Below are 21,788 nucleotides of genomic sequence, written 5' to 3' on the forward strand. Positions count from 1 at the left end.
GCAGCAACGCACCCGCCATAGCTTATGTGCAGCGAGGTGAAAACTCCGTATTCTGCGGGACTTCTTCCCGGAGGCTTCTGCGAGAAAACCCATGCGCCTGGCTTTATTCGACCTGGACAATACCCTCCTCGGCGGCGACAGCGATCACGCCTGGGGTGACTACCTATGTGAACGGGGCATCCTCGACCCCATCGCCTACAAGCAACGCAACGACGCCTTCTATCAGGATTACCTCAATGGCACCCTGGACCTGCAGGCCTACCTGGCGTTCTCGATGGAGATCTTCGCCGCCACCGAACCTGCCCAGCTCGACCAATGGCACCGCGAATTCATGCGCGACTGCATCGAGCCGATCATCCTGCCAAAGGCACTCGCCCTGCTGCAGCAGCACCGCGAGGCTGGCGACAAGCTGGTGATCATCACCGCCACCAACCGCTTCGTCACTGCGCCCATCGCCCGCCGCCTGGGCGTGCGCACCCTGCTGGCCACCGAATGCGAGCGTGATGGCGAGCGCTATACCGGGCGTAGCACCGATATACCGTGTTTCCGTGAAGGCAAGGTGACGCGCCTGAAGCGCTGGATGCTGGAGAACGGCTACGATCTGCAAGACAGCTACTTCTACAGCGATTCGCTGAATGATCTGCCGTTGCTGGAGCAGGTGACGCACCCGGTGGCGGTGGACCCGGATCCGAAACTGCGTGAAGAGGCCGAGCGGCGCGGATGGCCGGTGGTTTCGTTGCGCGATTGAGATCGCGGGGCCCTTTTCGTGGATTTACCCGTGAAAAGGGCCCCGCAGACGCATCAGACCGGCTTGGCCCCCATCAATCCTGCAATCGACAGGAAGCACACCCCGCTGAACACCGCCAGCGCCAGGGTCAGGCGCAGCCCGGCAGGCTCGGCCTTGCGCAGGCGGTTCAGCCGCACCAGCAGCCACCACACGGCGAAAGCGCCCAGGGTATAGAGGATGCTGGAGGCCAGCACCCAGGTCTGGCCCAACGGCCAGCCGACCAGGTGCACCAGCCACCAGCCGGTGAACGGCATGCTCAGCAGGCACAGCCCCATCACCAGCCAGACGAACACCAGCGGCCGACGCAGCAGTTTGGCGTAGGCCTCGGCATCACCCTGCCGGCGGGCACGCAAGGTCCAGATCGCCAGACCCAGCGCACCGAGGATCAACAGTACGGTGGCGAGGATGTGCAGGGTCTTGAGGGTGGTCAGGTGTTCCATCGCGTGCGGGTCCTCGAAAGACTTTTTTCGGCCTCACCGCGGGACAAGCCCGCTTCTGCAAGTTCGGTGTTGCCATTCATGCCAAGCGTAGCCGCTCAACCCAGGAACAGCTTGTACGCCGGGTTGTCGGTTTCATCCCAGTATGGATAACCGATCTTGGCCAGCGCCTCGGGCACCAGGTGACGCTCGTCTTCCGGCACCTGCAACCCGGCCACCACACGACCATCGGCGGCACCGTGGTTGCGGTAGTGGAACATCGAGATGTTCCAGCGCCCGCCCAGCTTGTTGAGGAAGTTGAACAGCGCCCCCGGACGCTCAGGGAACTCGAAACGCAGCACCAGCTCATCGCTGGCCGCCGCCGAGTGGCCACCGACCATGTGACGGATATGCAGCTTGGCCAGTTCGTTGTCGGTCAGGTCGGTTACCGGGAAGCCCTGCTCGGTCAGGTGCTGAACCAGGGCGGCGCGCGGGTCGGTCTCTGGATGGGTCTGCACGCCGACGAAGATGTGCGCCTCTTTGTCGGCGTGGTACCGGTAGTTGAACTCAGTGATCTGACGCTTGCCGATAGCCTCGCAGAACGCCTTGAAGCTGCCCGGCCGCTCCGGGATGGTCACGGCGATGATCGCCTCGCGCTTCTCGCCCAGTTCGGCGCGCTCGGCAACGTGACGCAGACGATCGAAATTGACGTTGGCACCGGAGTCGATGGCCACCAGCGTTTGCCCCGAGACGCCAGTCAACTCGACGTACTTCTTGATGCCCGCCACGCCAAGGGCGCCAGCAGGTTCGGTGATCGAGCGGGTATCGTCGTAGATATCCTTGATCGCTGCGCAGATCTCATCGGTACTGACGGTGATCACCTCATCGACATGATCCTTGCAGATATCGAAGGTGTGCTGACCGATCTGCGCCACCGCGACACCGTCGGCGAACAGCCCCACCTGCGGCAGCACCACACGCTCGCCCGCAGCCATGGCCGCCTGCAGGCAATTGGAATCGTCAGGCTCGACGCCGATCACCTTGATCTCGGGGCGCAGGTACTTCACATAGGCCGCAATGCCGGCAATCAGCCCGCCGCCGCCGACCGGCACGAAGATCGCGTCCAGACGGGCCGGGTGCTGGCGCAGGATCTCCATCGCCACGGTGCCCTGCCCGGCGATGGTGTGGGGATCGTCGTAGGGGTGGATGTAGACGAAGCCCTTCTCTTCGACCAGCTTCAGCGAATAGGCCAGGGCCTCGGGGAAGGAGTCGCCGTGCAGCACCACCTTGCCGCCACGCGAGCGCACGCCCTCGACCTTGATCTCCGGCGTGGTCTTGGGCATCACGATGGTAGCCTTGATGCCCAGCTCCCGCGCAGCCAGGGCCACGCCCTGGGCGTGGTTGCCGGCAGAGGCGGTGACCACGCCACGCGCCAGCTCTTCGGCACTCAGTTGCGCCAGCTTGTTGTACGCCCCGCGGATCTTGAAGGAGAACACCGGCTGCAGGTCCTCGCGCTTGAGCAGGACCTGGTTGCCCAGGCGCTTGCTCAGTTGGCCGGCGTTGTGCAGCGGGGTTTCGACGGCGACGTCGTAGACGCGCGAGGTGAGGATCTTCTTGACGTACTGTTCGAGCATCTTGGAAACATCACTGGGCCGCGGGACAAGGGCTGGAAGTCTACCCCAGCGCCCTGTCGGGCGACCACAGCAAAGCCGCCGGACTCGTTATACTAGGCGACTTCAGAAAACCTCCCGCCCCTCTCGGAGCCCGCATGACCCAGGACCAACTCAAACAGGCCGTCGCCCAGGCCGCTGTCGACTTCATTCTGCCCAAGCTGGATGAAAAGAGCGTCGTCGGCGTCGGCACCGGTTCGACCGCCAACTTCTTCATCGACGCCCTGGCCCAGCACAAGACCGCCTTCGACGGCGCCGTCGCCAGCTCCGAGGCCACCGCACAGCGTCTGAAGGGTCATGGCATCCCGGTCTATGAGCTGAACAGCGTCAGCGAGCTGGAGTTCTACGTCGACGGTGCCGACGAGAGCGACGCGCACTTGAACCTGATCAAGGGCGGCGGTGCGGCCCTGACCCGCGAGAAGATCGTCGCGGCAGTGGCCAAGACCTTCATCTGCATCGCCGACGCCAGCAAGCTGGTGCCGGTGCTCGGCGCCTTCCCGCTGCCGGTCGAGGTGATCCCGATGGCCCGCAGCCACGTGGCGCGCCAGCTGGTCAAGCTGGGTGGCGATCCGGTGTACCGCGAAGGCGTGGTGACCGACAACGGTAACGTCATCCTCGACGTGTACAACCTGCAGATCACCAACCCGGTGGAGCTGGAAAGCCAGATCAATGCGATCGTTGGCGTGGTCACCAACGGCCTGTTCGCGGCGCGTCCGGCAGACTTGCTGCTGCTGGGGACTTCCGAAGGCGTGAAGAGCCTGAAGGCTGAATAAGCAAGCCCGCTCCTACAAGTACCCCGCTGTTCTGAAGGACACCGGGAAACCTGTAGGAGCGGGTTTACCCGCGAATAGGCCAGCACTGACACAACAAAGACCACTGCCCCCACAGAGCCCTGAACTACACCTTCTCAGCCGACTGCCTGAACACATAGAACAGGTTCGGCTCACTCACCAGGTAGATGGTCCCGGCATCGTCCATGGCGATCCCTTCAGCCTGCGGCACTGTCTTCTTCAGGCCCTGATACCCCTTGCGCAACGACAGGGTGCTCAGCGGCCGCCCCTTCACATCCAGCTCCAGCACCAGCCGTGATTCGTCTGACAGCGCCAGCAGATGCCCGCTGCGTTCATCGAACTGCAGGCTCGACAGGTCGCGCACGAACAACCGTGAATCACGCTTGCGGTCCTGCACCACATGCACCGCATAGGGCTGCTCCGGATTGGCATGGGGGAAACCGTGCACCTCGTAGATCAGCATCGGGTCACGCTCCTTGGCGACGAACAGGCGCTTGCCAGCCGAATCGTAAGCGAGCCCTTCGAAGCCCTTGTTGCCGTTCAGGCCGATGCCCAAGGTGAGCTGCTCGGCGTCGTTGGCGTCGAGAAACGGCGTGTCGTCGTCCAATCGCACGCGAATCAGCCGCTGCTGGCGCTCGTCGGTGATGACGTAGCTGTTCGGCCCGACATACTCCACCGCCTCGGGATCGCCGAAGCCGGTCAGCGGCACGCGGCGCAGGATGCGCCCATCCAGCGAAAGCTCGATGAGCTCCGAGCGGGCGTTGGTGACGGTAAACAGGGTCTTGCGATCGGGGTCGTAGGTAAGCGCCGAAACATCGTCGTCCAGGCCCTCGATGGGCTGCGCCTCGATCACCACCTGGTAGCGATCCAGGCCGATGCCTTGCTCGGTCGGCTGCCACCAGCTCTTGAGGTTGAACCAGCCGCGCTCGAACAGACGGAACTCGTGCCCAGCCACGCCAAGCACCGCCAGCACGGAGAAAGCCAGAAGAAAGAGAAACGAACGAAGATGACGGCGCATGAAGAGGACTCGACGGAGGATGCCGAATCTAATCATTCATAGCTGAAATAAAGCTTAAGGCCATCATCAGAAAATTCCGATAATCCTGTCAGTGCTTCTTGAAGCGATAGAACAGCGCAGGCTCGCTGACCATGTACAGGTTGCCCTGATCGTCCATGGTCACACCTTCGGCCCGAGGCACACGGCTACCCAGACCGTTGAACGCCCCGAGCAAGGTCATGAAGCTGACCTGCTCACCCTTCTCGTCCAGCTCCAGCAGCATGTTCGAGTCAGCCGACAGCACCAGCAGGTGGCCCGTGCGTGGATCGACCGCCAGCGCCGACAGGTTGCGCAGGTCGAGCTCGTCACTGGGCAGTAGCTGCTTGCCGCCCTTGAGCGGCCCGCGACCATCGGCGCTCCAGGTAAACAGACGCGGCGGACGCTCTTCGCCGATGATCAGGCGCTGGCGCATCGGGTCCCAGGCGATGGCCTCGAAACCCTTGTTGCTCTTGACCGACTTGCCCAGGTCATAGCTGGGGAAGTCATCGTGATTGAGGGTCGAGGTGCTCGCGTCCACCTTTACCAGCGTCAGGTCATGGTTGCGCTCATCAACGATCGCGATCAGCCCGTTTTCCAGCACGGCAAGGCCTTCAGGATTTTCCCAACCCACCAGCGGAATCTTGCGCAACACGTCGCCATCGAGCGTGAGCTCGACCAGGAAGGGGTTCTTGCCCATCACCGCGAACAGCGTGCGGGTCTGCGGATTGAACGACAGGTCCGAGGCTTCGTCGTCGTCCATGCCCGGCAACGGCTTGGCGTCGATGTCTACCAGATAGTCCGGGAGCCAGACGCTTTCAATTCGCTCGGCACTGCTCTCGAAACGCTCCTTGACCCACAGCAGGCCACGGTCGTCCCAGTGCATGGCGATGGCCACCCCATAGCCAATCACCGCTGCCACAGCCAGGGCGAACGGCCAGCGCAGGTAGAAACGACGCTTGGTGGAAGCTGGGGCGCTGGAGGGTGCTGGCATGCAGGGGGTCCTGGGTAAATGGGCGAAGATTCGCGCATTATCCAGATGGGGTGTGAAAAAAACGGTAAATCGTTCGCGGGTAAAACCGCTCTCACAAGGCTGTGCAAATCCCTGTAGGAGCGGGTTTACCCGCGAAAAGGCGACGCGTAGTCAGATCAAAGCACGCGGCTCTCGAAGCGGCTGACACCCGGCAGCTCAAGCACCAGCTCATCACCGACATTGAACGGCCCGACACCGGCCGGGGTGCCGGTGAGGATCACATCGCCCGCCTGCAGAGAGAAGTGCGCGGCGATGTGCTGGATGATCGGCACGACGGGGTTGAGCATCATTGCGCTGTTGCCATCCTGGCGCACTTCACCGTTGATGGTCAGGCGTACCGGAATGTCGGTCACGTCCTCGAAACTGGATGCGGCGACGAACGGCGGCAATACACAGGCGCCGTCGAAGCTCTTGGCCAGCTCCCACGGCAGGCCCTTCTCCTTGAGCTTGGCCTGCACGTCGCGCAGGGTCAGGTCCAGGGCCGGGGCGTAGCCGGAGATGGCATCCAGCACTTCTTCGACTGTCGGCTTGGTCGACAGCGGCTTGCCCAGGAGCACGGCGATCTCGGCTTCGTAGTGCACCGAGCCACGGTCGGTCGGGATCTTGAAGCCGCCTTCCAGTGGCACCACGCAGCTGCCAGGCTTGATGAACAGCAGCGGCTCGCTGGGGATGGGGTTGTCCAGTTCCTTGGCATGCTCGGCGTAGTTACGGCCGATGCACACCACCTTGCCCAGCGGGAAGTGGATGCGCGTGCCGTCTACGTACTGGTGCTGGTAACTCATGGGGCCGACTCCTCTGGATACTGCTTTCTTATTCAGGTGCGAAGATCTTACCCGGATTCATGATGCCGTTCGGGTCGAACACCGCCTTTATCGCCTTCATGCAGGCAATTTCATCTGCCGAGCGGCTGTAGCCCAGGTAGTCCCGCTTGGTCATGCCCACGCCGTGCTCGGCAGAGATCGAACCGTTGTAGCGCGCGACGATCTCGAACACCCACTTGTTGACCTTGGTGCACGAGGCGAAGAAATCATCCTTGCTCATGTGGTCAGGCTTGAGGATGTTCAGGTGCAGGTTGCCGTCGCCGATATGCCCGTACCAGACGACTTCATAGTCGGGGTAGTGTTCGCCGACCACTGCATCGATATCGCGCAGGAACGCCGGCACTTTGGAGACGGTGACGGAAATATCGTTCTTGTAAGGCGTCCAGTGGGAGATGGTCTCTGACAGGTACTCGCGCAGCTTCCACAGGTTCTTCAACTGCGTCTCGCTCTGGCTCATCACCCCATCGAGCACCCAACCCTGCTCGACGCAGTGCTCGAAGGTGGCCAGGGCTTCGTTGGCCACCTCCTCGGTGCTGGCCTCGAACTCCAGCAGCGCATAGAAAGGGCATTGCGTGTCGAACGGCGCCGGCACGTCGCCGCGCCCCATGATCTTGGCCAGGCCCTTGTCGGAGAAGAATTCGAAGGCGGTCAGGTCGAGCTTGCCCTGAAAAGCGTGCAGCACCGGCATGATCGAGTCGAAGTCCGGCGTGCCGAGCACCATCGCCGTAAGGTTGCGCGGCGCACGGTCCAGGCGCATGGTCGCTTCGACCACGAAGCCCAGGGTGCCCTCCGCGCCGATGAACAACTGGCGCAGGTCGTAACCGGTGGCGTTTTTAATCAGGTCGCGATTGAGCTCCAGCAGTTCGCCCTTGCCGGTGACAACCTTCAGCCCTGCCACCCAGTTGCGGGTCATGCCGTAGCGAATGACCTTGATTCCGCCGGCATTGGTGCCAATATTGCCGCCAATCTGGCTGGATCCGCTCGAGGCGAAATCTACCGGATAGTACAACCCCTGGTCTTCGGCGAACTGCTGCAACTGGCGGGTGATCACGCCCGGCTGGCAGACCACGGTGCGGTCGAACGCGTTGAAGTCGAGAATCTGGTTCATCTGGTCGAAGGCCACCACGACTTCGCCACTGGCAGCGACTGCGGCGCCCGACAGGCCAGTGCGTCCGCCGGACGGCACCAGCGCGACCTTGTAGCGGTTGGCCCAGGCGACGATGGCCTGGACCTGCTCGATGGTTTTGGGCAGCACGACGGCCGAAGGAGCCGGTGGATAGTGCTTGGTCCAGTCCTTGCCATACGCCTCGAGCGAGGCGGGGTCGACAAGGACCTTGCCAGGGTCGACCAGAGTCTTCAGCTCATCAATTACCGCAACGTCGATCATCGGCAGAACTCTCGAATGATTCATGGTCACCCTGAGCACTCTTCACCTGTCGGGATAAGCTCAGACGGTGTCGCGTATGCTAGCATAGCCCTCCCGTCGATCGTGCTAAGGCCCGTCGCCGCGCCGCTTTGCCCCCCTCGCCATTTTTTCTCCGGGATACAGGTTTACGCAGATGAGCAAGACTTCTCTCGACAAGAGCAAGATCAGGTTCCTTCTTCTCGAAGGCGTCCACCAGAATGCTGTGGACACCCTCAAGGCTGCCGGGTACACCAACATCGAGTACCTCACCGGCTCACTGCCGGATGCGCAACTGAAGGAAAAGATCGCGGACGCCCACTTCATCGGCATCCGCTCGCGCACTCAACTGACTGAAGAAGTCTTTGATTGTGCGAAGAAACTGGTCGCAGTCGGCTGCTTCTGCATCGGCACCAACCAGGTTGACCTGAACGCGGCCCGCGAGCGCGGCATCGCGGTGTTCAACGCGCCGTACTCCAACACCCGTTCGGTTGCCGAACTGGTGCTGGCCGAAGCCATCCTGCTGCTGCGCGGCATCCCCGAGAAGAACGCCTCCTGCCACCGCGGTGGCTGGATCAAGAGCGCGGCCAACTCCTTCGAGATCCGCGGCAAGAAGCTCGGCATCGTCGGCTACGGCTCGATCGGCACCCAGCTGTCGGTACTGGCCGAAAGCGTCGGGATGCAGGTCTACTTCTTCGACCCGCTGACCAAGCTGCCACTGGGCAACGCTACCCAGGTCACCAGCCTCGACGAACTGCTGGGCCTGGCCGACATCGTCTCGCTGCACGTGCCTGAGCTGCCATCCACCCAGTGGATGATCGGCGAGAAGGAAATCCGTGCGATGAAGAAGGGTTCGATCCTGATCAACGCCGCACGCGGCACCGTGGTCGAGCTGGATCACCTGGCTGCCGCGATCAAGGACAAGCACCTGATCGGCGCCGCCATCGACGTGTTCCCGGTCGAGCCGCGCTCGAACGACGAAGAGTTCGAAAGCCCGCTGCGTGGCCTGGACAACGTGATCCTGACCCCGCACATCGGCGGTTCGACCGCCGAAGCCCAGGCCAATATCGGTCTGGAAGTGGCCGAGAAGCTGGTCAAGTACAGCGACAACGGTACCTCCGTGTCGTCGGTCAACTTCCCTGAAGTGGCCCTGCCGGCGCACCCAGGCAAGCACCGCCTGCTGCACATCCACGAAAACATCCCGGGCGTGCTCAGCGAGATCAACAAGGTCTTCGCCGAGAACGGCATCAACATTTCCGGTCAGTTCCTGCAGACCGACGAGAAAGTGGGCTACGTGGTCATCGACGTCGACGCCGAGTACTCGGACCTGGCGCAAGAGAAGCTGCAGCACGTCAAGGGCACCATCCGCTCGCGCGTACTGTTCTGAGCCTGATGGCTGCATGAAGAAGGGAGGCCCTGGTGGCCTCCCTTTTTTGTCTGCGCGATCTGTGTCTTGTGCTGCGCGGGCGCGGATTTACCCGCGCACAATCCCCCGCGTTACTTCACATTGACGGTGATCTTCTTCGACTCGACGCTTGGCTTGAACGGCACGTGGTACTGGTCGCCCAGTACCAGTTGCAGGGTGTGCTTGCCCGGAGTCAGGGTGATGGTCGCCTCGGTCTGCGCTTTGCCGAAATGCAGCACCTGCGGCCCGGCTGGCAGGGGTTGGTTGCCCTCAGGCATCAGGCTGGTCGGCAATGGCTGGTCAGCTACAGGCGCTTTGTCGACATCCACCAGCAGGTGATGGTGCCCGGAATGCGGAGTCTGGTCGCCGGCCGGCTTGAGCGCCATCCCTTCAATGCCGAACTTGACGGTGAAGGTCTTGTCGACCGTAGCGCCATCGGCAGGGGAAACGATGAAGACCTTCGCATCTTTCGGCGGCTCCTGGCTTTTCAGGGCATCCGCAGCCGTGGCAAGCAAAGAGGCTCCCATCAGCAAACCGGCGAGGGCAGCACGCGAAACTGGGCTTTTCATTCACATCTCCTGTCATTCACTTCAATTGACCGCTATCACTTAAAAGAAGCGAGGCGGTACTTCACCATAGTCCACCTGCCACGCCGCAGGTTCAAAAATGCCGGCATGAAAATTTCAATGCCGGCTCAAACATACGCGCGATGTAGGGGTCATAGGCTGCGTTCGATCGCGGCAAACACAGAAAGCCACGGCGAATGACATTCATCTGCCGAGAAATAAAAGGGATATTCATGCGTTTGACCATTGGCCTACTGCTGGCAGTACTCATCAGCCCCCTGGCCCAGGCAGAGCTGATCGACGAAATCAACGACCGGGGTGAACTGCGCATCGCCGTCCAAGCCGACAATGCACCCTACGCCTTCAAGGAAAACGAGCACCTGACCGGGTTCGACATCGAATTCGGCCAGGACCTGGCCCGGGAGATGGACCTGCGTGCCGAATTCATCGAAGCGCCTGCCGACGAAGTGTTAGCAGGCGTGGAGAGCGGCAAGTACGACATCGCGCTGACCCCGACAGGCCAACAATCTGCGACCGAAAGCGCGCTCGATGCCAGCCAGCCGTTTGGTGAGAAGAAGCTGGTGATTCCGTTTCAGAAAGATAACCCGGCATTCGAAAGCACGCTGAACAATGCCCTGCAGCGGCTCAAGGACAGTGGGCGGATGGCGGAGCTCGAGCAGAAGTGGTTCGAGAAGACTGCGGTGCAGCAGTGATATCGCGTCGTTCTTTTCGCGGGCAAGCCCGCTCCCACAGGGTTGGACTCACCATAGGCCTTGTGGGGGCGGCGGTTCGGCGCTCCGACTTGCCCGCGAAAAGAACGACACCGAACTACCCGAGTGCCCGTTGCGCCTCATCCAGCTCCAGCTCGCTGAACACCCGCACCCCTTCCCGACGCAACAGCGCAGCAACGACGCCCTCCCCCGTCACCTTCACCCCGCTGAAACTGCCATCGTAGGTCAGTCGGTTGCCGCACGACGGGCTACCGGACTTGAGCACCGCAACCCGAATCCCATGCCGCCTCACCAGCGCCAAGGCCTGCCGAGCGCCGCTCAAAAATGCCGCGCTGACATCCTCGCCAGCCACGGTCAGGACCTGAACCTGCCCATCAAGCACCTGGCCACCCTGTCCGCCCTGGATCTCCGCGGCCGGTCGCGGCGTCGGCAAGCCACCCGCCACCTCCGGGCACAAGGGCACTACACGGCCCTCGGCCTGCCATTGCTTGAGCAGATCGGGGTGGCCACTGTCGCGCCCGTCATAGCGCACCGGTTGCCCCAGCAGGCAGGCGCTGACCAGGACCTTGGACGACTCAGAAGGGATCATTGCCACGGCGCCGGAACCAGCCCGTCAGCGACAGGCGTTCGCGATTGGCCGGCAGCACTTCATGCGGGACTTCACCCGAAAGGAACACCACCAGGCTGCCAGCCTCGGGCTGGACGTCATGCTCGACATCGTCGGCGAGAAACATCCGCAGTTGCCCGCCGTCTTCGGGTTGCCAGCGCTCATTGAGATAGAGCACCACCGACACCATGCGCCGGTCGTCGTCGCGGAAGCGGTCAAGATGCCTGCGGTAGAAGGCGCCCGGCGGATACAGGGCGAAATGACACTCGAAGTCTTCCAGCCCCAGGAACAGCCCTTGGTTGATCGCCTGGCGCAGGTTGCCCATGAGCTCCAGGTAACGGTCGCAGGCCTCGGCCTGGCCGGGGTCGATCCACTGGATCTGGTCGCCACGGATCGCCTCGCGTACCTCCTGGGCCGCACCCCTGCCGACACCTGCAGGGTTCAGTTCGCCCTCGGCATGGCGCCTGCGACACTCGGCAGCCAATGCGCCGGCCAGCTCAAGCGGCAGGAAAAGTGCCTGCTGCGACCAGCCACGGGTGGCCAGGTCGTCGACGATGGTCGACAGCAGCGGATGTTCAGGAGAGGTATGCATGGCGCGCATCATATCCATTAGCCATGTACACGGACAGCGCCACTTGGCCGAGAAGCGCGCTGATATCTCGACAAAGGCGTACCACCCCACGGACAATAGCGGCCTGCCGACAGGAGTCCTGAATGCGCCGTTTGTTTTCCCTGCTTGTGCTGATGATCTGCACCATGCCTGTCTGGGCAGACAGCCTCGACCAGCTGTACAAGGCCGCCGGCTGGCCCGACCAGCGCGCCCACTTCAATGACGCCATCGGTGCCGCCCAGCAGCGCTACCGCAACAGCCTGCCGCCCGCGGTTTACCAGGCGCTCGTCAACAACAGCAACCAACGCTTCCAGGCCCAGGCGATGGATCAGCGTGCCCAGGCCCAACTGCGCGCCAACCTGAAGAACCCGGCGCCGGCGCTGGCGTTCTTCCAATCGCCGCTGGGACGCAAGGTGGTTGCCGCCGAATTGCTGGCCACGCGCAAGGACCAATTGGCCAAGAACGCCAAGGGCCTGCCAAGGATCCAGGCCAGCGACAACCGCCTGCTGGCCATTGGTCACCTGGCCCAGGCCCTGCCGGCCCGCGAAGCTGGGGCCGAGGTCAGCCTGGCGATCGCCGGGGTTGCCGCCGACAGCCTCAGCTCGATGATTCCCGGCCTGTTCGGCAGCGGCCAGGCCCAGGGCTTGCTCGATGGTCAGCGCCAACGTTTGATGAACGAGATTGGCGAAGACCTGAACAACACGTTGTTGTACGTCTACCGCGAGCTGTCCGACGACGAACTGGAAGCGTTCGCCACTTTCGCCGAATCCGCAGAGGGCAAGGCCTACTACAATGCCGCGCTGGCCGCGGTGCGTGCGGGGCTGGCCGTCGGCCAGAGCAGCGCCAACCTCAAGTAAGCAGGCGCTGGTCGAGAAAGGTGAAGTAGCGCTGGCGGATATCCGGCAGCTCGTTGGCCAGGTGATGCCGCGCCTCGGGCAGCAGGAGAATCTGCGGCTCGGCGAACTTCTCCTTCAGCACCCTGAGGTTGTAAGGCCAGTCCACCGTGCCGTCTGCCTCGCCCTGAACGATCAGCGGCCGACGCCGACTGTGCGGCGCCGCCTCGATGCGCTTGATCCAGGCCATCAGCGCCCCCACCCATGCCGTCGGCAGGCGCCGCGGCTGCAACGGATCGGCCTCGAGAAACGCAAGAAATGCCGGGTCGTTGGTATTGGCACTGAAGCGTCGCTCGATACCATCGACGAAATGGCGCAGCACCCGATAACTCAGCTTCGACCAGTGCCAGGCCCGCGGTCGCACCAACGGCGCCAGCAGGATCACCTGGCCGTCCGCCGGGCTCTGCTCGCCGCAGTGCAGCAGATGATCGACAACGATGGCTCCACCCGTGCTCTGCCCACACAGATGCCAAGGCCGTGGCAAGTCGAGCCTGCGCGCCTGTTCGAAGAGGGCATCGAGCACCTGCTGGTAGATCGCGAAGTCGGCGATGCTGGCCCGCTCGCCACTGGACAGCCCGTGACCGGGCAGATCGCAGCCAATCACCGCGAAGCCCTGCTGCAAGGCCCAGGCGATCACATGGCGGTACAGGCCCATGTGGTCGTAGTAGCCATGCAGCAGGAACAGCGTCGCCACCGGTTCTTGCGGCAGCCACACCTGCCCGACCAGGTCGAAACCTGCAACGCTGAAGCCACCCAACCAGCTGTGTGCAGGCAGGTCGAGACCGTAGAAGCGCTGGTAATCGAGGGCCTGGGCCGACAGTGGCTGGCGCGCCGCAAGAGCGTCAAGGCTGGTGCGCAGCAGGTCAGGGTGGAAGGGTGAAGGCATCGGTACATCCAGAGTGGCGCGAGTATTGATCTGCGATATTCAGCTCTGTGCCCGGCCATGGCAAGCTGGCGTCTTCTTGTCTTTGTCATGCACCGAGACGCGCTCTTGGCGGGCAAGCCCGCGAAAAAGCCCGGTGCAACGTTGCGGACTACCGATGAAAACCCTCACCACGCTGCTCGCCACCCTGCTCTGCGCCGCCTTGCTGTGGTGGGCCTACGACAGCTTCCAGTCGCGCTACCTGCGCCAGTTCGACGACCAGGCCACGCTGTTCGACGGCAGCCAGTTGCAACTGCCCGCCGAACTCGCAGGCCCTGGCCCGATCCGCATCGTGCACTTCTGGGACCCCACCTGCCCTTGCAACGTCGGCAACCAGCAACATCTGGCCGAGCTCATCGAGCAGTTCGCCGCGCAGGGTGTAACCTTCCACGTGTTGCAAAAGCCCGGCAGCCACGGCCAGCTTCCCGCCAACCTTGGAGCCCTGCAGCCGATCCGCGAGCTGCCGGGCAGCGAACACCTGCCAGCCTCTCCGGCAGTGGCGATCTGGGATCGACAGGGGCAGCTCGCCTACTTCGGCCCCTACAGCGAAGGCGCGGTGTGCAACTCGAGCAACAGCTTCATCGAACCCGTCATCCGGGCGCTGCTGCAAGGGCGCCGGGTACAGGCCTCCAATGCCCTGGCCAGCGGGTGCTATTGCCCATGGCGGAAAGATCAGCAGCGGTAGATATTTATGACGTCGCGTACATACCAGCCCCTTAGCGTATTGGCCTACCGCTTAAGGAAAACGCCATGGGACCTGTCTTCGCTCGCTCTTCTCCTCCCCTGACGAACGAAGATCAGGACCACATCGAGATGCTCTGGGGCCAGCATCAGATATCCCTGAACTACCCGGTGACAAGGCTCAGCCTGCGCGAATATATCGTCAGCCCACCTTCCTCCAGCGACAGCAGCTATGCCGTCGTCGCCTTCCAGCGCTCCCCCGAGCACCTGGAGGAACAGCTGGAGCGCGCCATCAGCGAACTAGCGGGCCCTTCGAGCGGCATGAACACCTTGCAGCGCCTGCAACAGCAGATCGATGCCGTTGACACGTTGTTGGTCAACTATCAGCGCGACCTGCAGGCTTGCCTCTTCTCCACGGTTGCTGTCACGCATGAGCGGGCCCATCGCCTCGAACGAGCCTGCCGCGAGCTGTCCAGCCGCCGAGCAAAGCTCAAGCAGCTGCAAACCCGCACCTGGGAGCGCAACCGCCGACAGGAACAGCTCGAACGACAGATCAGCCAGGTCGAAGAGATGCTCGGCCGGCTGATCGCCAACCGTCGCACCCTTGCCAGGGAAGCCATGCGCGACGCGGAGATTTTCCGGTAGGCCTGACCTCAGGCTCGAGATTGACGATCACCGGCTCGAGCAAGCTATTCTCAGTGCGCTTTCAGCTCATCGCCGCCTCCCCAATGGCATAAGGAATTCTATGAAGCGCAGCCTGACTCTGCTTGCCGTCGTCGTGGCCATGGCCGCCGCCGGCGCGTACTGGTACGTGCACGGCAAACTGCCGCAGCGCGAAGGCGAAGTGGCTATCACCGGCTTGAGCGCACCGGTCAGCGTGCGCTATGACGAACGCGGAGTGCCGCATCTGCAGGCGCAGAACGAGCCCGATCTATACCGTGCCCTGGGCTATGTGCACGCCCAGGACCGGCTGTTCCAGATGGAGTTGGTAAGGCGCCTGGCCCGCGGTGAGCTCGCCGAAGTGCTGGGCAGCAAGCTGGTGCCCACCGACACCCTGTTTCGCAGCCTGCGCATCCGCGAGCAGGCGGCGCGGATGGTCGAACGCCTGGATCACCAGTCACCGTCATGGATAGCATTGCAAGCCTACCTGGACGGCGTGAACAGCTGGCAGGCCAACCATCCCAAGCCGGTGGAGTTCGACGTCCTCGGCATCCCTGAACGGCCCTTCACTGCCGAAGATACCCTGAGCATCGCCGGCTACCTGGCCTACAGCTTTGCCGCAGCCTTCCGCACCGAGCCTGCGCTGACCTACATTCGTGACCAGCTCGGCCCCGAGTATCTGAAGATCTTCGACCTCGACTGGCAGCCTGATGGCGCTCTGCGCCCGGCCCTTGCTACCAGTGACTGGCGTACCCTCGAAGGCCTGGCCCAGCTCAGCCAACAGGCGCTCGGCGATGCCGGCATCCCGCAGTTCGAAGGCAGCAACGCCTGGGCCGTCGCGGGCAGCCATACCCGCAGTGGTAGCCCCCTGCTGGCGGGCGACCCGCATATCGGCTTCGCGGTACCGGCGGTGTGGTACGAGGCCGAGCTATCGGCCCCGGGCTTCAACCTCTACGGCTATTTCCAGGCGCTGAACCCCTTCGCCCTGCTCGGTCACAATCGTGATTTCGGCTGGAGCCTGACCATGTTCCAGAACGACGACGTCGACCTGATCGCCGAGAAGACCAATCCCGCCGACGCCAACCAGGTCATGGTCGATGGCCAGTGGCGTGCGCTGGAGACGACCGAGCAACAGATCGCGGTCAAGGGCGAAGCGCCGGTGACCATCAACCTGCGCCGTTCGCCCCATGGGCCGATCGTCAACGATGTACTCGGCGAAACCGCAGGGCAAACCCCCATCGCCATGTGGTGGGCGTTCCTGGAAACCGAAAACCCTATTCTCGACGCCTTCTACCAGGTCAACCGCGCCGACACCCTGGGCAAGATGCGCGAGGCCGCGGCGAAGATCCAGGCACCGGGGCTGAACCTGGTCTGGGCCAACGCTCGCGGTGACATCGGCTGGTGGGCCTCGGCGCAGTTACCCATTCGTCCGGACGGGGTCAACCCGGCGTTCATTCTCGACGGCAGCACCCACCAGGCCGACAAGCTCGGCTTCTACCCCTTCAGCGCCAATCCCCAGCAGGAGAACCCGCCCAGCGGCTACATTGTCTCGGCCAACTACCAGCCCCCGGCCGCCATCCCGATTCCCGGCTATTACAACCTGCCCGACCGTGGCCGCCAGCTGGATCGTCGACTGGCCGACCCGCAGGTCAAATGGGATGTGCAGAACAGCCAGGCGCTGCAGCTGGACACCAGCACCGACTATGGCCCTCGTACCTTGGCGCCGCTGCTGAATACCCTGCGTGCGATCGCCGAGGGTGACGAGCAGAAGGAGCTGGTCGAACAACTGGCCGCATGGCGCGGCGACTACCCGCTGGATTCGACCAGCGCCACGCTGTTCAACCAGTTCCTCTACGAACTGGCGTTCGCCGCCCTGCATGACGAGCTGGGCGACACCTGGTTCCAGGTGCTGATCAGCACACGCGCCATCGACGCCGCGCTACCGCGCCTGGCGGCCGACGCCGACTCACCCTGGTGGAACCTGCGCGGCGGCCACGACCGCACCGACCGCACCGCCATCGTCCGTCAGGCCTGGCAACGCAGCCTGGCGCATCTGCGCGAGCTGTACGGCAACGACCCGGCGGACTGGCAATGGGGCAAAGCCCACACCCTCACCCACAACCACCCGCTGGGCCAGCAGAAACCGTTGAACCTGCTGTTCAATGTCGGCCCCTTCGCCGCACCGGGCACCCACGAGGTGCCGAACAACCTGTCGGCGAAGATCGGCACAGCGCCCTGGCCGGTGAACTACGGGCCTTCGACCCGACGCCTGATCGACTTCGCCGATGCCGGGCAAGCGCTGACCATCAACCCTGTAGGCCAGAGTGGCGTACCGTTCGACCGGCACTACTCGGACCAGGCCGAGGATTATGTACAGGGGCGGTATCACAAGGCGCAGATGGGGGTGATTCCGGCGCGCAGCACCTTGCGCTTGGTGCCGCAGGGGCAGTGAGCACTGCACATCGGCGGTGCACGTCTGCGCGAGCGGCGATTCGGCGCGCCGACGTGCCCGCGAGAAGATCACCACAGGCGCAGCCCGAACATGACCGGTTTCACAACGTTTCACACTGCGAACAGGTAACCTGAGCGCCCCTTTTTTCCAAGAGCCTTCCTCATGCAAAAGCACTTCATCGAAATCGACGGCGCCCGCATGAGCTACGTCGACCAGGGCCAGGGCTTCCCGGTGCTGCTGGGCCATAGCTATCTGTGGTCTGCCGCGATGTGGCAACCGCAGATCGATGCGCTGTCGAAACACTTCCGCGTGCTGGTGCCCGAGCTCTGGGGCCATGGCGACTCCGAGGCACCACCAGCCACCACCACCGACATGAGCGCGCTGGCACGCCAGCACCTGGCGTTTCTCGACGCACTGGGCATCGACAAATGCCATCTGGTCGGCCTGTCGGTCGGCGGCATGTGGGGTGCTGAGCTGGCGATCGAGCACCCGGAACGGGTTGACCGCATCGTGCTGATGGATACCTACCTCGGCGCCGAACCTGAAGCAACGCGCCTGAAGTACTTCGGCCTGCTGGATGCTGCCAGCGGCGCAGGGTTCTTCCCTGACCCACTGCTCGACATCGTGGTGCCGATCTTCTTCCATGCCGGCGGCCAGACGGTGCCGGAGGTTCGCGAGCAGTTCCGCGCCGACCTCAAGGCCAGCAGTGCCGAGGCCATTCGCCAGAGCCTCGACCCGATGGGGCGGGTGATTTTCGGACGCCCTGACCTGCTGGGCCGCCTGGGCGAGTTGCCGGCAGAGCGGACCATCGTGGTCTGCGGCGACCAGGACATCCCGCGTCCGCCTGCCGAAAGCAACGAAATGGCACGGATCATCGGCTGCCTGGCAGCGCAGATTCCATTCGCAGGGCATATCTCCAGCCTGGAGAACCCGAAGGTGGTGAATGAGTTCCTGTTGAACTGGTTGCCGCGTAACCGCTGATATCGCCGGGGCTGCAGTGCAGCCCCGCGATTGGGCCTTAACTCACCCCTGCCACTTGCCGCCTTCGACGATCACGCTCTCAGGCTTGGTGTCATCGCTCAGCTCCTTGCGCACGTACTGGTCATACAGCTTGAGCAGGAATTTCTCCTCACCCAGTTTGGCCAGCTCGGCATTGACCCAGTCACGCAGCTCGGTGTTGCCCTTCTTCACCGCCGGGGCGATCGGAGCTTCGTCGCCCAGCAATTCTGGCAACACGCGGTAGCCTGGGTTCTGCTTGGCCCAGCTGAACAGGATCAGATTGTCCTGGGCATAGGCATCGCCACGACCATTGGCCAGGGCCTGCAGCGATTCGCTGTTCTTCTCGAACTTGAGCAGCTTCCAATCCGGGTGGTTCTTGGTCAGCCAGATATCGGCGGTGGTGCCGGTGGTGACGATGATGGTCTTGTCGGCCAGGTCATCGAGGGCTTTCACCGGGCTGCCATCGGCCACGATGGCCTGCACCGCCACGCGCAGGTTGGGGTTGGTGAAATCGACCGCTTCCTTGCGCTCCGGGGTGACGGTCATGTTGGCGAGGATCAGGTCGACCTTGTCGCTCTGCAGGAACGGAATGCGGCTGGCCGGTTCCACGGCCACGAACTCGACCTTGTTCTCGTCGCCGAGCAGGTCCTTGGCGAAGCGACGACCGATATCGGTGTCGAAGCCCACGTAGCGACCGCTCTCGTCGACGAAGCCGAACGGCGGCTTGTCGGTGAAGACGCCGACGATCAGCTTATCGCGGGCCTTGATGGTTTCCAGGTAGCTGGTGGACGGTGCAGACGTCGCCGCAGCCGACTTGCCCGGCTCCGCGGGTTTGTCGCAACCGGCCAGCAAGGCCAGGCCGAACAGCGGCGCCAGCAGTTTGGTGAAGTGGGCAGTTTTCATGACAGTTCCTTGTGTAGTGTCTTCGGCAGGCTTTCGACGAAGGAGAATTTGTCCAGGAACTGCTGCGCGCGTGCGGTCCGCGGTTGGCTGAAGAAGCTCTCGGGGTCGCTCTGTTCAAGGATCCTGCCGGCCTCCATGAACACGATACGGTCGGCCACCGCACGGGCGAAGGCCATTTCGTGGGTGACGATGAGCAGGGTCATGCCGTCCCGGGCCAGGCCCTGGATCACCTGCAGCACCTCCTTGACCATCTCTGGGTCCAGGGCTGCGGTGACCTCGTCGAACAGCATCACCTGCGGGTTCATGCACAGCGAACGAACGATGGCGATGCGCTGCTGCTGGCCACCCGACAACTGCCGGGGGAAGGCGTCCCGCTTGTCCAGCAACCCCACCCGCGCCAGCAACGCCTCGGCCTGCGCCTGGGCTTCGGCGCGCTCGCGCTTCTGCACCTTGAGCGGGCCGAGCAGCAGGTTGTCGATCACGCTCATGTGGCCGAACAGGTGATAGCTCTGGAACACCATGCCCACCCGTTGGCGGACCTGGCGCCAGTCGGTGCCGGAGCCAAGCAGTTCCTGGCCATCGAGGCGCAGGCTACCGCCATGGGCCTCCTCCAGACCGTTCAGGCAACGCAGCAAGGTGCTCTTGCCGCAGCCACTGGGGCCGAGAATCACCACCACTTCACCGGCCTGAACCTGCAGGTCGACATCCTTGAGCACCTGGTGCTCGCCGAAGAACTTGTTGAAACCCTGGAATTCGATCAATGCGCTCATGAGTGGGCCCAGCGGCGTTCCAGCGCGCGCGAGGCGGCGGAAAGCGGGTAGCAGATGAAAAAGAAGAACAGGAACAGCACGCCGTAGATCAGCACCGACTCGTAGGTGCGCTCGATGATCTGCTGGCCGGCCTTGATGACGTCGACGACGCCGATCAGCACGGCAAGCGAGCTGGTCTTGACGATCCGTGTGTAGATATTGATGGTGGGTGGCGTCATGCGCTTGAGCGCCTGCGGCAACAGCACGTGCCCATACAACTGCAGGCCCGAAAGACCGATCGACAGCCCCGCCTCGCGCTGGCCGCGCGGCAGCGAAGCCAGCGCCCCGCGTACCACCTCGCCAACCTCGCTGGCGCCCCACAGCCCCAGCACCAGCACCGCGCACCAGAAGCTGGGAATGCTCAGCGAAAAGAAGATCGGTAACCCGAAGAACACCAGGTACAGCCAGACCAGCACCGGTATTGCACGAAACAGCTCCAGGTAGACCTGCAAGGCGATGTTCACCGCACGCTTGCCCAACGTGGCCAGCACGCCATAGAGCACACCGCCCAGGGTGGCGCAAACGATGCCCAGGGCCGAGATCGCCAGGGTCTGTCCGGCGCCCTTGGCCAGTTGCGGCAAGGACACCAGCAGCAGCTCAATTGCCGAACTGGCCATGTTGCAGCCTCCTTTCGAGGTGGCGCAGCAGGAGCGACAACGGCAGGAACAGCAGCACGCAGAGCAACGTCAGCACTGCGAGCATTTCGTAGGTCTTGTAGTACAGGGCGATGTAGTTCTTGGTGGTGTAGAGGATTTCCGGCACCGCCACCGCCGAGACCACGGTGGTTTCCTTGAGCAGGAAGATGAAGTTGGCGAACAGCGCCGGCAAGCTGAGGATGCCGGCCTGGGGCAGGATCACGTGGCGCAGCAGCTGGCCCTCGGACAAGCCGATGGAGCGCCCGGACTCCAGCTGCGCCCGTGGCACCGCTTCGACACCCGCCCGCAGCACCTCGGTGAGGTAGGCGCCGCCCATGAAGGTCATGGTGATGATCGCCGCAGCGAAGCCGGATACTTTCAAACCCAGTGTCGGCAGTGCGAAATAGACGAAGAACAACTGGATCAGCAGCGGCGTGTTGCGCGCCAGCTCCACATAGCCTTTGACCAGCCGCCACAGGTAGGGGGTACGAAACACCAGGACGGTGGCATTGAACACGGCGACCAGCAGCGAGGTGGCGATGGCGATCAGCCCGACCTGCAGGGTGACGCCAACGGCCTTGAGGAATGCGGGGAGTGTGCTAAGCATGAAGGCAGTGTCGAAGGTCATGGATAACGCCTCGGCACAGGGTCACGGAGGTACGACATGGGCAAGGTTCCGGGCTCGACGCGAGGTTGGCTCAGCGTCGTGGACGATGAAAAGGTGTGTGCGGGTAAGCACGATGGGTAGACTCTAAAGGCATAAAAATCTTTCTCTAAATACCTTTATTGCATATTGATATCACCCGACGGGCTAACCGGAAATTTCATACATCTGCCACGGATCTTTCCTTCGAAATACCTCTCAAAAGGACTTCAGACTGATCGGCCAACCAGGCCCACACGGACGACAACAATGAACAGCCCAAGCACGCCCGTTTCGAATGAACAGCTTCAGTGGTTGC

General features: G+C 63.0%; 23 protein-coding genes. 9 read left to right on the forward strand and 14 right to left on the reverse strand.

Going from position 1 to position 21,788, the window contains the following annotated elements:
- Positions 1-91: 91 nt before the first annotated feature.
- On the forward strand, positions 92-748 hold the full coding sequence (locus AB688_RS01130) for an HAD family hydrolase (protein WP_063541689.1): 657 nt from the start codon (positions 92-94) through the stop codon (positions 746-748).
- 53 nt (positions 749-801) lie between these two features.
- Here AB688_RS01130 and AB688_RS01135 read toward each other — a convergent pair whose 3' ends face one another.
- The gene (locus AB688_RS01135) at positions 802-1,227 is read right to left on the reverse strand and encodes a DUF2269 domain-containing protein (RefSeq protein WP_054891127.1); all 426 of its coding nucleotides are present in this window, start codon (positions 1,225-1,227) and stop codon (positions 802-804) included.
- A gap of 95 nt (positions 1,228-1,322) precedes the next feature.
- Positions 1,323-2,837 (reverse strand): threonine ammonia-lyase, biosynthetic, encoded by a 1,515-nt coding sequence (gene ilvA / locus AB688_RS01140; protein ID WP_063541691.1) that lies wholly within the window; start codon positions 2,835-2,837, stop codon positions 1,323-1,325.
- Between the two features lie 134 nt (positions 2,838-2,971).
- Between ilvA and rpiA the strand changes: the two genes are divergently transcribed.
- On the forward strand, positions 2,972-3,646 hold the full coding sequence (gene rpiA / locus AB688_RS01145) for a ribose-5-phosphate isomerase RpiA (protein ID WP_054891125.1): 675 nt from the start codon (positions 2,972-2,974) through the stop codon (positions 3,644-3,646).
- A gap of 124 nt (positions 3,647-3,770) precedes the next feature.
- On the opposite strand, the gene AB688_RS01150 is transcribed toward rpiA, so the two are convergent.
- The 4 genes from AB688_RS01150 to AB688_RS01165 form a co-directional block, all read right to left on the reverse strand.
- Positions 3,771-4,682, reverse strand: a complete 912-nt coding sequence (locus AB688_RS01150) for an SdiA-regulated domain-containing protein (RefSeq protein ID WP_063541693.1) — start codon at positions 4,680-4,682, stop codon at positions 3,771-3,773.
- An 88-nt stretch (positions 4,683-4,770) separates the two neighbouring features.
- A complete protein-coding gene (locus AB688_RS01155; RefSeq protein WP_063541695.1) occupies positions 4,771-5,691 on the reverse strand; it encodes an SdiA-regulated domain-containing protein in 921 nt (306 codons plus the stop codon).
- Between the two features lie 155 nt (positions 5,692-5,846).
- Complete coding sequence (locus tag AB688_RS01160) at positions 5,847-6,512, reverse strand: fumarylacetoacetate hydrolase family protein (RefSeq protein WP_063541697.1); 666 nt, start codon at positions 6,510-6,512, stop codon at positions 5,847-5,849.
- Between the two features lie 28 nt (positions 6,513-6,540).
- A complete protein-coding gene (locus AB688_RS01165; RefSeq protein WP_063541699.1) occupies positions 6,541-7,938 on the reverse strand; it encodes an FAD-binding oxidoreductase in 1,398 nt (465 codons plus the stop codon).
- A gap of 172 nt (positions 7,939-8,110) precedes the next feature.
- Here AB688_RS01165 and serA point away from each other — a divergent pair, with 172 nt between their 5' ends.
- A complete protein-coding gene (serA, locus tag AB688_RS01170) occupies positions 8,111-9,340 on the forward strand; it encodes a phosphoglycerate dehydrogenase (RefSeq protein ID WP_063541701.1) in 1,230 nt (409 codons plus the stop codon).
- Positions 9,341-9,450: 110 nt separating this feature from the next.
- Here the strand turns inward: serA and AB688_RS01175 are convergent, their stop codons facing one another.
- Positions 9,451-9,927, reverse strand: a complete 477-nt coding sequence (locus tag AB688_RS01175; RefSeq protein ID WP_054891119.1) for a DUF4399 domain-containing protein — start codon at positions 9,925-9,927, stop codon at positions 9,451-9,453.
- Between the two features lie 230 nt (positions 9,928-10,157).
- Between AB688_RS01175 and AB688_RS01180 the strand changes: the two genes are divergently transcribed.
- Positions 10,158-10,637: a substrate-binding periplasmic protein gene (locus AB688_RS01180; RefSeq protein WP_063541703.1), complete on the forward strand. Its 480-nt coding sequence runs from the start codon at positions 10,158-10,160 to the stop codon at positions 10,635-10,637.
- A gap of 115 nt (positions 10,638-10,752) precedes the next feature.
- Here the strand turns inward: AB688_RS01180 and AB688_RS01185 are convergent, their stop codons facing one another.
- Both AB688_RS01185 and AB688_RS01190 read right to left on the reverse strand, forming a co-directional pair.
- Positions 10,753-11,244 (reverse strand): DUF523 domain-containing protein, encoded by a 492-nt coding sequence (locus AB688_RS01185; protein WP_063541705.1) that lies wholly within the window; start codon positions 11,242-11,244, stop codon positions 10,753-10,755.
- Positions 11,231-11,863: a 2OG-Fe(II) oxygenase gene (locus AB688_RS01190; RefSeq protein WP_063546600.1), complete on the reverse strand. Its 633-nt coding sequence runs from the start codon at positions 11,861-11,863 to the stop codon at positions 11,231-11,233. The genes AB688_RS01185 and AB688_RS01190 overlap by 14 nt, the downstream gene beginning before the upstream one ends.
- 113 nt (positions 11,864-11,976) lie before the next feature.
- Between AB688_RS01190 and AB688_RS01195 the strand changes: the two genes are divergently transcribed.
- Positions 11,977-12,729: a DUF2059 domain-containing protein gene (locus AB688_RS01195; RefSeq protein WP_054891116.1), complete on the forward strand. Its 753-nt coding sequence runs from the start codon at positions 11,977-11,979 to the stop codon at positions 12,727-12,729.
- Here AB688_RS01195 and AB688_RS01200 read toward each other — a convergent pair.
- Positions 12,722-13,651: an alpha/beta hydrolase gene (locus AB688_RS01200; RefSeq protein ID WP_063541707.1), complete on the reverse strand. Its 930-nt coding sequence runs from the start codon at positions 13,649-13,651 to the stop codon at positions 12,722-12,724. The two genes, AB688_RS01195 and AB688_RS01200, sit on opposite strands and share 8 nt — an antisense overlap.
- A gap of 154 nt (positions 13,652-13,805) precedes the next feature.
- Here AB688_RS01200 and AB688_RS01205 point away from each other — a divergent pair, with 154 nt between their 5' ends.
- The 4 genes from AB688_RS01205 to AB688_RS01220 all read left to right on the forward strand — a co-directional run bounded on the left by AB688_RS01205 (position 13,806) and on the right by AB688_RS01220 (position 18,461).
- Complete coding sequence (locus AB688_RS01205) at positions 13,806-14,372, forward strand: DUF6436 domain-containing protein (protein ID WP_063541709.1); 567 nt, start codon at positions 13,806-13,808, stop codon at positions 14,370-14,372.
- A 65-nt stretch (positions 14,373-14,437) separates the two neighbouring features.
- Positions 14,438-15,013 carry a hypothetical protein gene (locus AB688_RS01210; protein WP_155738178.1) on the forward strand — a complete coding sequence of 192 codons (576 nt, stop codon included), beginning with the start codon at positions 14,438-14,440 and terminating at the stop codon, positions 15,011-15,013.
- A 100-nt stretch (positions 15,014-15,113) separates the two neighbouring features.
- Positions 15,114-17,480, forward strand: coding sequence for a penicillin acylase family protein (locus AB688_RS01215; protein ID WP_063541713.1), 2,367 nt, complete (start codon positions 15,114-15,116; stop codon positions 17,478-17,480).
- 162 nt (positions 17,481-17,642) lie between these two features.
- Complete coding sequence (locus tag AB688_RS01220) at positions 17,643-18,461, forward strand: alpha/beta fold hydrolase (RefSeq protein WP_063541715.1); 819 nt, start codon at positions 17,643-17,645, stop codon at positions 18,459-18,461.
- 42 nt (positions 18,462-18,503) lie between these two features.
- On the opposite strand, the gene AB688_RS01225 is transcribed toward AB688_RS01220, so the two are convergent.
- The 4 genes from AB688_RS01225 to AB688_RS01240 are packed head-to-tail and all read right to left on the reverse strand — an operon-like array spanning position 18,504 to position 21,454.
- Complete coding sequence (locus tag AB688_RS01225) at positions 18,504-19,382, reverse strand: transporter substrate-binding domain-containing protein (RefSeq protein ID WP_054891111.1); 879 nt, start codon at positions 19,380-19,382, stop codon at positions 18,504-18,506.
- Positions 19,379-20,152 (reverse strand): amino acid ABC transporter ATP-binding protein, encoded by a 774-nt coding sequence (locus AB688_RS01230; protein WP_063541717.1) that lies wholly within the window; start codon positions 20,150-20,152, stop codon positions 19,379-19,381. The genes AB688_RS01225 and AB688_RS01230 overlap by 4 nt, the downstream gene beginning before the upstream one ends.
- The gene (locus AB688_RS01235) at positions 20,149-20,808 is read right to left on the reverse strand and encodes an amino acid ABC transporter permease (RefSeq protein WP_063541719.1); all 660 of its coding nucleotides are present in this window, start codon (positions 20,806-20,808) and stop codon (positions 20,149-20,151) included. The genes AB688_RS01230 and AB688_RS01235 overlap by 4 nt, the downstream gene beginning before the upstream one ends.
- Positions 20,789-21,454, reverse strand: a complete 666-nt coding sequence (locus AB688_RS01240; protein ID WP_054891108.1) for an amino acid ABC transporter permease — start codon at positions 21,452-21,454, stop codon at positions 20,789-20,791. Before AB688_RS01240 ends, AB688_RS01235 begins: the two co-directional genes overlap by 20 nt.
- Between the last annotated feature and the right edge of the window lie 334 nt (positions 21,455-21,788).

The organism is Pseudomonas putida (assembly GCF_001636055.1).
In the GTDB taxonomy this organism is placed as follows: Bacteria; Pseudomonadota; Gammaproteobacteria; order Pseudomonadales; family Pseudomonadaceae; genus Aquipseudomonas; species Aquipseudomonas machongensis.

Coding starts and splice junctions, on each gene's coding strand:
- AB688_RS01190 (WP_063546600.1), bottom strand. CDS start 11,863: ATGCGCGCCATGCATACCTCTCCTGAACATCCGCTGCTGTCGACCATC.
- AB688_RS01135 (WP_054891127.1), bottom strand. CDS start 1,227: ATGGAACACCTGACCACCCTCAAGACCCTGCACATCCTCGCCACCGTA.
- AB688_RS01220 (WP_063541715.1), top strand. CDS start 17,643: ATGCAAAAGCACTTCATCGAAATCGACGGCGCCCGCATGAGCTACGTC.
- AB688_RS01200 (WP_063541707.1), bottom strand. CDS start 13,651: ATGCCTTCACCCTTCCACCCTGACCTGCTGCGCACCAGCCTTGACGCT.
- AB688_RS01215 (WP_063541713.1), top strand. CDS start 15,114: ATGAAGCGCAGCCTGACTCTGCTTGCCGTCGTCGTGGCCATGGCCGCC.
- AB688_RS01210 (WP_155738178.1), top strand. CDS start 14,438: ATGGGACCTGTCTTCGCTCGCTCTTCTCCTCCCCTGACGAACGAAGAT.
- serA (WP_063541701.1), top strand. CDS start 8,111: ATGAGCAAGACTTCTCTCGACAAGAGCAAGATCAGGTTCCTTCTTCTC.
- AB688_RS01185 (WP_063541705.1), bottom strand. CDS start 11,244: ATGATCCCTTCTGAGTCGTCCAAGGTCCTGGTCAGCGCCTGCCTGCTG.
- AB688_RS01160 (WP_063541697.1), bottom strand. CDS start 6,512: ATGAGTTACCAGCACCAGTACGTAGACGGCACGCGCATCCACTTCCCG.
- AB688_RS01195 (WP_054891116.1), top strand. CDS start 11,977: ATGCGCCGTTTGTTTTCCCTGCTTGTGCTGATGATCTGCACCATGCCT.
- AB688_RS01230 (WP_063541717.1), bottom strand. CDS start 20,152: ATGAGCGCATTGATCGAATTCCAGGGTTTCAACAAGTTCTTCGGCGAG.
- AB688_RS01130 (WP_063541689.1), top strand. CDS start 92: ATGCGCCTGGCTTTATTCGACCTGGACAATACCCTCCTCGGCGGCGAC.
- AB688_RS01235 (WP_063541719.1), bottom strand. CDS start 20,808: ATGGCCAGTTCGGCAATTGAGCTGCTGCTGGTGTCCTTGCCGCAACTG.
- AB688_RS01165 (WP_063541699.1), bottom strand. CDS start 7,938: ATGATCGACGTTGCGGTAATTGATGAGCTGAAGACTCTGGTCGACCCT.
- AB688_RS01225 (WP_054891111.1), bottom strand. CDS start 19,382: ATGAAAACTGCCCACTTCACCAAACTGCTGGCGCCGCTGTTCGGCCTG.
- AB688_RS01180 (WP_063541703.1), top strand. CDS start 10,158: ATGCGTTTGACCATTGGCCTACTGCTGGCAGTACTCATCAGCCCCCTG.
- AB688_RS01150 (WP_063541693.1), bottom strand. CDS start 4,682: ATGCGCCGTCATCTTCGTTCGTTTCTCTTTCTTCTGGCTTTCTCCGTG.
- ilvA (WP_063541691.1), bottom strand. CDS start 2,837: ATGCTCGAACAGTACGTCAAGAAGATCCTCACCTCGCGCGTCTACGAC.
- AB688_RS01240 (WP_054891108.1), bottom strand. CDS start 21,454: ATGACCTTCGACACTGCCTTCATGCTTAGCACACTCCCCGCATTCCTC.
- AB688_RS01175 (WP_054891119.1), bottom strand. CDS start 9,927: ATGAAAAGCCCAGTTTCGCGTGCTGCCCTCGCCGGTTTGCTGATGGGA.
- AB688_RS01155 (WP_063541695.1), bottom strand. CDS start 5,691: ATGCCAGCACCCTCCAGCGCCCCAGCTTCCACCAAGCGTCGTTTCTAC.
- rpiA (WP_054891125.1), top strand. CDS start 2,972: ATGACCCAGGACCAACTCAAACAGGCCGTCGCCCAGGCCGCTGTCGAC.
- AB688_RS01205 (WP_063541709.1), top strand. CDS start 13,806: ATGAAAACCCTCACCACGCTGCTCGCCACCCTGCTCTGCGCCGCCTTG.